General features: G+C 45.4%; 6 protein-coding genes. 5 read left to right on the top strand and 1 reads right to left on the bottom strand.

The window, feature by feature from the left end; genetic code table 11:
- From smc to F6K57_RS14610, 3 genes are all read left to right on the top strand, one after another.
- Window positions 1–3,532 (top strand): chromosome segregation protein SMC (gene smc, locus F6K57_RS14620; RefSeq protein WP_293068723.1); only part of this gene is annotated, 3,532 nt, incomplete at its 5' end.
- A gap of 356 nt (window positions 3,533–3,888) precedes the next feature.
- A complete protein-coding gene (locus F6K57_RS14615; RefSeq protein WP_293025554.1) occupies window positions 3,889–4,887 on the top strand; it encodes a PRC-barrel domain-containing protein in 999 nt (332 codons plus the stop codon).
- A gap of 93 nt (window positions 4,888–4,980) precedes the next feature.
- Entirely contained in the window at window positions 4,981–5,157 is a 177-nt protein-coding gene (locus F6K57_RS14610; protein WP_293068720.1) for a hypothetical protein, read from the top strand.
- Here the strand turns inward: F6K57_RS14610 and F6K57_RS14605 are convergent.
- Window positions 5,124–5,708 (bottom strand): PAP/fibrillin family protein, encoded by a 585-nt coding sequence (locus tag F6K57_RS14605; protein WP_293025551.1) that lies wholly within the window; start codon window positions 5,706–5,708, stop codon window positions 5,124–5,126. The genes F6K57_RS14610 and F6K57_RS14605 overlap by 34 nt on opposite strands.
- Before the next feature lie 73 nt (window positions 5,709–5,781).
- On the opposite strand from F6K57_RS14605, the gene F6K57_RS14600 reads away from it, so the two are divergent.
- Entirely contained in the window at window positions 5,782–6,003 is a 222-nt protein-coding gene (locus F6K57_RS14600; protein WP_293025549.1) for a DUF3134 domain-containing protein, read from the top strand.
- A 475-nt stretch (window positions 6,004–6,478) separates the two neighbouring features.
- Window positions 6,479–7,858 (top strand): transposase, encoded by a 1,380-nt coding sequence (locus tag F6K57_RS14595; RefSeq protein WP_293068717.1) that lies wholly within the window; start codon window positions 6,479–6,481, stop codon window positions 7,856–7,858.
- Window positions 7,859–7,910 lie beyond the last annotated feature (52 nt).

Here is a 7,910-nt window from a genome sequence, read left to right as displayed (position 1 = left end):
TAACCTTCAACCCAATAACCTTCAACCCAATAACCTTCAACCCAATAACCTTCAACCCAATAACCTTCAACCCAATAACCTTCAACCCAATAACCTTCAACCCAATAACCTTCAACCCAATAACCTTGGCCAAAAGGCCACGCTACGCGAACAACCGTCAACCCCTGACCAACCTTCAACCTCTGACCAACCTGCAACTGATCTAGAATGGAGTGTGACCCGACGGCTGCGAGTCACTAAACAAGGTAATTACAGTTCCCAGTACTACATCAATGGTGAACCCTGTACTGTTACTGCACTTCATGAACAACTCAATCGCTTGCGGGTTTACCCAGAAGGCTACAATGTTGTCCAGCAAGGAGACGTCACTAGCATTATCTCAATGAAATCCAGAGAAAGGCGGGAGATTATTGACGAATTAGCTGGAGTTGCTGCCTTTGACCGCAAAATTACCCAAACTAAACAAACCCTGGCCACTGTTAAAGAGCGAGAAGAACGCTGCCGAATTATTGAACAAGAACTGACCGCTCAACGCGATCGCTTAGCTGCTGACCGTGCTAAAGCTGAGAAATATCAAAAACTCCGTGCTGAACTCCAACAAAAGCAACAGTGGGAAATTGTTCTAAAATGGCGATTGCTCCAGAAGCAAGTATCCCAACTCCAACAGAAGATTGATGCTGCTAATACAAAAAAAGCCCAGCTGATTGCTCAGATTACTAGCATTGAGGAACAAATCAACCAAACTACCACTGAACTTGACCAACTCAATGCTCGGGTCAAAGCCTTAGGAGAAGAAGAGCAAATTGCGATCGCATCCACCCTTGCCACTCAACAAGCCGAACAACGTCAATTAAAAACCCGACAGCAGGAACTAACTGAGAATCTAGAAAATGCCGCTGTCAATCTCCAACGTACACAAGAGAAAATTAAACAAGTCGAGCAAACCCTGCAACAGTTGATCGCAGAAAAAACTGATCTAGAGACCTTGTCTAAAACCTCCTTACAAGTGGCACGGGATGAGGCTCAAGCTGCTCTCAACCAAAGCCGAGAACAAGCCAATGCGATCGCAGCCGCTAGTGATGCCTGGGTACAACAACAAACCACCCTCACCAAGGAGATCGACACCCTACTCAAAACCATCAACCCCCAACGCACCGAGCAAGCTCAACTCCAAGAGCGTCAGAATCAGCTAAATCGGCAAATCCAAGACCAAACCCAGCAACTGCAAACCTTAGAACCAGAAATCGCCACCAAGCAAACCCAAGCTGTGGCATTAGAAACTCAATTAACCACTTATTCCCAACAAGTCCAGTCCCTCGCCCAATCCTTAGGGAATACCGAACAACAACTACAACTCCAACAACAAACCCAAACTCGCCTGCTCGGGGAACAACGGCAAAAACAACGGCAACTCGATAAACTAGAAGCCCAAGCCCAAGCTCAACAAGAAGCCCAAGGGACCTATGCTACTAAAGTTATCCTAGAAAGTAGTATAATAGGAGTTTGTGGATTAGTCGCCCAATTGGGTAGAGTTGAACCCCGCTATCAGCTAGCCTTAGAAATTGCTGCTGGCGCACGCCTTGGTAATTTAGTGGTAGAAGATGATAGTGTAGCAGCGGCTGGGATCGAACTCCTCAAACAAAAACGCGCTGGCAGAGCCACCTTCTTACCTCTGACCAAAATCCAACCTAGGCAATTTAGCGAAACGGTTGTGCTACGGTATGCTAAAGGCTTTGTTGACTACGCCATTAGGCTAATTGATTGCGACCCCCGTTACCAAAAAGTCTTTGCCTATGTGTTTGGGTCTACGGTAGTCTTTGAAACTCTCAATGATGCCCGTACCTACTTGGGTAAACACCGCATCGTTACCCTAGATGGGGAAATCTTGGAAATAAGCGGTGCCATGACTGGTGGTAGCAGCAGTCACCGTTCGGGATTGCACTTTGGTACCAGTGACACCATGGAGTCCTCTGAAATCCGTAGCTTGCGAACCCGGTTAGCGGAAATTGAACAGATTTTAAACCATTGTGAGGGATTGATTACTACCGAATCTGCCTCAGTCAAACAAATTACCCAGGAATTGACAGAAACTAGGGCAAAACACTCGGAAACCAAATTACGTTTGGAACAGTTACAAAGGGAGATTGAGCAATCTCAGACCAATCAAGCCCAAATGCGATCGCTTCTGGCTAAAAACAACCAAGAACTCTCCGCCGCTACTCAACGGCTAGAGACCATAGCGATAGAGTTACCCCAACAAGAATCCCAACTTGCCCACTTACGGCAACAACTCGCTAAACTGGAGGAGTCTCAAACTCATAACGAGTGGCAACAGATTCAGAACACCATTAAAACCCAAGAAACTCAGTTGCGCGAGTGTGAACAAGCCTTGAGAAATACCGAGAAACAGCTACAACAGAAGGAGAATCAGCAGCAGCGCCTCAGGGATAAACTTACCGAAGGCCACCGCCAAATAGCAGACTATCAAACCCAAATCGAATCTTGGCAACAGCAGCAATCAGCAATTAACACTCAGTTAGAGACACTCACCGAGCAAATTACCCAAACTACAGTTGCCTTACGCCAGTTAGAGGAGAAATTGGGGCAAGAAAAACAAAAACGCGATCGCACCGAGCAACACCTACAAAACCTGCGCCAACAACACCAAGAAACCTCTTGGCAACAGCAAAAACTCCAAGAAACCCAGTCTGCTAGAGCAGAAAAACTTGCTAGTCTCCAAACTCAACTCCAAGACCAAGCTGCTGAATTACCAAACCCGTTACCAGAAATACCTCAAATTGTCAAAAAAACTTCCCCCTCTAGTGATAAAAAAAGCTCAGAGGTAATTGCCTTGGACTCCCTAGCTGCTCAACTAGAACAACTACAAAAGGAACTGCGCAACGGACAGAAACGTCTACAGGCTATGGAACCCGTGAATATGCTCGCATTAGAAGAATATGACCGAACTCAAACTCGCCTCCAGGAACTGTCTGAGAAACTGGAAACCATAGCTGGTGAACGGACTGAACTGTTGCTAAGGATAGAAAACTTTACCACCTTGAGGTACCGTGCTTTCAAAGAAGCCTTTGATGCCGTCAATGAAAATTTCCAAGCCATATTTGCTGAACTCTCCGATGGGGACGGTTATTTACAACTCGATGATCCAGAGGACCCCTTTAGCGGTGGACTCAACCTGGTGGCGCACCCCAAAGGTAAACCGGTGCGGCGGCTAGCATCTATGTCAGGAGGAGAAAAATCCCTCACAGCCCTTAGCTTTATCTTTGCCCTACAACGCTACCGTCCCTCGCCATTTTATGCTTTTGATGAAGTCGATATGTTTTTGGACGGGGCAAATGTCCAGCGATTAGCTAAAATGATCAAACAACAGGCTAAACTTGCGCAATTTATTGTAGTAAGCTTACGCCGTCCTATGATTGAGTCTGCTCAACGCACCATTGGTGTTACCCAAGCCAGGGGAGCATACACTCAAGTATTGGGTTTAAAACTATCACCCAAAAGTACGGTTAACTAGATAAAATCCCATTCATCAAATCCATTATTATTGTAAGCATTCAGCCCAAGGCTCATCAGCTATAAGCCGTTCATGATTGATTTTGGAGAGAACCGACCCACGAACCCCTCGTCCGAAGGGCGTCCTGTACGAAAAAAAAACCGATGTTCAGAGGTTGTATATAACCTCTGTAGTCTGTTGATCAACCTAAGGGTTGCATTACCTTAGCTGAAAGCTGAAAGCTGTTCGCGTAGCGTGGCCAAACGCGCCCCGCGTGGCCAACGGCCAAGGCCTTTAGCTGAATGCTCACGTATTAATGCTCACGTATTATTTATTTTTAATCCATCAGGAGTATAGCTCAGGAAAAGCGAGATATAATGACAACGGAACAAATTCGTCCACGCTCCGATATCTTAAATACTCAGGTAATTACCCGTGACAATGGTAAGCGCCTCGGAGTCGTCAAGGAACTCTTGGTAGATATAGACAGACGGCAGGTTGTGGCACTGGGTCTGCGAGATAACCTTCTGGCAGTAGCCGGTATGCCAAAGTACATGCTCCTGAGCAGCATTCGGCAATTTGGTGATGTCATCCTGGTAGATGATCAAGACGTTATCGAAGATATTGATGTCGATGCCTATAGTACCCTGATTAACAGCGAAGTGATCACCGAAACCGGTGAACTCTTAGGTCGGGTTAGAGGCTTCAAGTTCAATGTAGAAGATGGCACCGTTTCCGCCCTAATCATTGCATCAATAGGGTTACCCCAAATACCCGACCAGGTTATTAGTACTTATGAGCTACCCATTGATGAAATTGTCAGCAGTGGTCCAGACCGATTAATTGTATTTGAGGAAGCTCAAGAGCATCTGATCCAGTTAACCGTCGGGGTCTTAGAGCGTATGGGGATTGGCAGACCCCCTTGGGAAAAGGACACAGAAGACCCATACTATACTCCAACGGCTAGACCAGAAAATCAACTGGGAACGGGGATTCCAATACGTACTCCTATCTCTCAGACAGTAGAGAATGCCAACCGAGCCCAAGATGCCTGGGATGACGATTGGCAAGAGCCAGAACTAGAGCCGATCAGACGAGAAGCACCAGTCCCGAAGAAGTATGTCGAAGCCAGATTAGAAGAAGATAACTGGAGCGATGAACGGAAAGAGTCCCCTCAGCCAGTGCGCTACGAGCAGCCAGTCTATAGCTCACCCGAGCCTTCCTATGGTAAAACCAACACCCAGGACTATGACAAGTACGAAGTCGAGGGTGATGCCTGGGATGATGACCGCTCCCCAGAGCCTTACAAAGCACCGCGAGTCAACATTCCTGAGAAAAAGAAAGCTCCAGAATACGAAGAAGAGGCTGGTTACTAATTCATGATCACTGTTGAGGGTTGTTTGTTGAGGGTTGTTTGTTGAGGGTTGTTTGTTGAGGGTTAGGGAACAGATATAGCCTTGATCATAGTTATGAGGTACAGTCAATTTTCCCAACCCCTACTCCCTACTCCCTACTCCCTACTCCCTACTCCCTACTCCCTACTCCCTACTCCCTACTCCCTACTCCCTACTCCCTACTCCCTACTCCCTACTCCCTACTCCCTACTCCCTACTCATTTCTTGGTTAACACAAACACACTCCCCTGATTCCCCCGTCCAATGCGCAGGTCATCGTCAAGATAGGTGATCTCTAACCAACCCTGTTGGTTGTCCCTATTGATGGGAAAGTCAATAGCTGGGAACTTTTTGCCAGCTTCGATTTGCTCAATGAAATCATTGGCAGAGCTATAGCTCAGGAAGCTTTGTAGGCCAATGATAGACCTCTCGAACCTAACATTAACCCGGCATTGAGATACTGGCTCGAAACTAGCACAAACACTGACAACACCTTCGAGATAGGGAATACCAGATAATTCAGCTATGTTGTAAATTTTAGTATCTGAGGTACGAACACATTGGTAGATTTGACCCAGTTGTACCAAGGGAAATCCGTCAAGATTCAAAAGTTCTTGACTCGTAGTATATAGCAGACGCCAGTTACCATCTAGCAAGTCTTGCGCCTCAAGGGGTCGAGGGGTGGGGTTTCTCCCTTCCAGTTGGGTAACTGCTGCGAGTATTGCTGTTTTATCGGTTTTGCTTGCTAAGAGACCACGATTCTTTCCTGCGATCGCTTCTAAGAGTTCCGCCTTGCCAATCATAAAATTTCCTCTAGCTGACTGCTAGACTCAAAGTTAAAGGTTTTCACCTCGTCCATATTAGCTGAAGAAGCCTATGTACAATCCTGCTCTACGTGAACTACATCGTGATCAACTCGCTGAGGTCATTCCCCTTAAGCAAGAAACTTCCCTTTTAGATTGGTTAGAGTCTAATAATCGCCTGATCCCACGGGAGATTTTAGAGGAAGAAAATCCCCTAGGTGATGACGTAGAAATCTCTGAACTGATGGGGGTAGAGGACAATAACTACGAGGAGGAGGAAGAAAGTTTGAATTAACACTAACTAGTTTGACCAAATAGTCTAGTTTTACCAAATAGTTTTAGCCGAATTGGAACCGAATGGCAATCAGAAATGATTCACAATGTAACCGTTGCTGAATCATTTCTGAAATTATTTTTCATAAACTAAATTATAGCAAAAAACAACAAGGTTTTGAGCAACTAATTAATTCATTAGCCATGAATTTACTGAGCCGATGTTCACTATTCTTGGTCACTCTACCAAAACTTCCCGAAATGTGAGAGCCCTGTGTCTTTAGACCGGGTCAGAAGTTACCGCAAGAATAAGGCAGCCTTTATGGTTGGTCGGTTATGGGTAAAAGGTTAAAACTTTATGATTAAGGCTGCCTTATTCTAAGGTTTCGTCTCCGGGGTGAAACAGAGCGACTGGATTTATCCAGTCGTATCCCGAAAACGTGGAACTTTTATGATCTAAATAGGTCATAATATATATAAGGAGGTGATAGCTTGCGATGTACAAAACGATTCCTGTAAAAGCAACATTTACTGACGAAGAAAAAGCTTTCTGGCTGTTTCAGTGTGAAAACGCTAACAGTCTGTGGAATTGTGCGATCTATTACTCCAAACAAAAACATTATAGTTGGCTAGAACAACAACCAGAAGCTTTTACTACTTACTGGAAAGAAGACGTACTTCGCTACGGATGGAAAACCTATAAGTGTAGTGTAAAGTATGCCGAACTATGCAAAGAGCTGAAGAACAATCCCCATTACAAGGCGATGGCCGCCCAATCAGCACAGCAGACCCTTAAATCTGTGGCTGAATCAATCACAAGTTACAATCAGCTAGTTCCACTTTATTACAAGGGACAAGTAGACAGGCCAAAGCTTCTTAGGTATAGAAATAAAGGAGGACTGGCTGCTGTTACTTTTCCGCGACAAGCCCTCACCTATAGAAAAGGATTATTTTATCCGTCTATAAGCAAGGAAAGTAAGCCAGAATTATTAGGTGAAATTGTACTAGAAGCCCCAGAATTCATAGACCCAGACTGGGTTAAAGAGGTAACAATTCGCCCTTACTATGGGCAACTATGGATTGATTGGGTAATAGATGATGGGAAACAACCAGTAGAACAAGATCCGAACCTAGACTATTCCCAGGCATGGAGTTTCGATCACGGTGGCGATAACTGGTTGACTGGAGTTTCGACCCAAGGAAAGAGTCTGATAATTGATGGTCGTAAGCTCAAGTCAATGAACCAAGGATATGCCCGTCTTGTTGCGAAGTACAAAGCTGGAAAACCTGAGTTTTACTGGGATGCCAACCTTGATAGAGTTCAGAGGAAGCGTAATAATCAGATGCGCGATGCTGTCAATAAAGCGGCCAGATTTATCATCAACCGTTGTCTTAGCGATCGTATCGGAAATCTTATTATTGGTTGGAATGAGGGGCAGAAAAATCGAACAAACATGGGGCGACGAGGAAATCAAAAGTTTGTGGTCATCCCCACCAAGAGATTAATAGAAAGACTAAAACAACTCTGTCGAGAATATGGAATAAAACTAACAATTACTGAGGAAGCGTACACCAGTAAAGCGTCTTACCTTGACGACGACAGCCTCCCAAAACATGGTGAAAAACCCACAGGATGGACACCGTCGGGCAAAAGGATGAAACGTGGATTGTATAAGTCTTCCAACGGTCACCTGGTTAACGCAGACTGCAACGGTGCAGCCAATATTGCCAGGAAAGTAACTGTACAGTTAGGACTCGACCTAACCAAGGCAGGTAGGGGAGCATTGACACTCCCGCACCGGTATGATCTGTTCACATCTCTGTCTAGATCGTACAGGAAAAGGAGTGAAGTCGCACGGTTTCAACCTGCGACGTAACATCCTTTGAGAATCCCCCGTGCTTTAGCTGGGGGAGATGTCAATTCAATGG

The organism is Moorena sp. SIO4A5 (assembly GCF_010672005.1).
Lineage (GTDB): Bacteria > Cyanobacteriota > Cyanobacteriia > Cyanobacteriales > Coleofasciculaceae > Moorena.
This window is presented reverse-complemented; position numbering and strand designations above follow the sequence as displayed.

Bases quoted from the DNA above. Each gene is read 5' to 3' on its own strand.
- F6K57_RS14615 (WP_293025554.1), top strand. From the start codon at position 3,889: ATGACAACGGAACAAATTCGTCCACGCTCCGATATCTTAAATACTCAG.
- F6K57_RS14610 (WP_293068720.1), top strand. From the start codon at position 4,981: ATGAGGTACAGTCAATTTTCCCAACCCCTACTCCCTACTCCCTACTCC.
- F6K57_RS14605 (WP_293025551.1), bottom strand. From the start codon at position 5,708: ATGATTGGCAAGGCGGAACTCTTAGAAGCGATCGCAGGAAAGAATCGT.
- F6K57_RS14600 (WP_293025549.1), top strand. From the start codon at position 5,782: ATGTACAATCCTGCTCTACGTGAACTACATCGTGATCAACTCGCTGAG.
- F6K57_RS14595 (WP_293068717.1), top strand. From the start codon at position 6,479: ATGTACAAAACGATTCCTGTAAAAGCAACATTTACTGACGAAGAAAAA.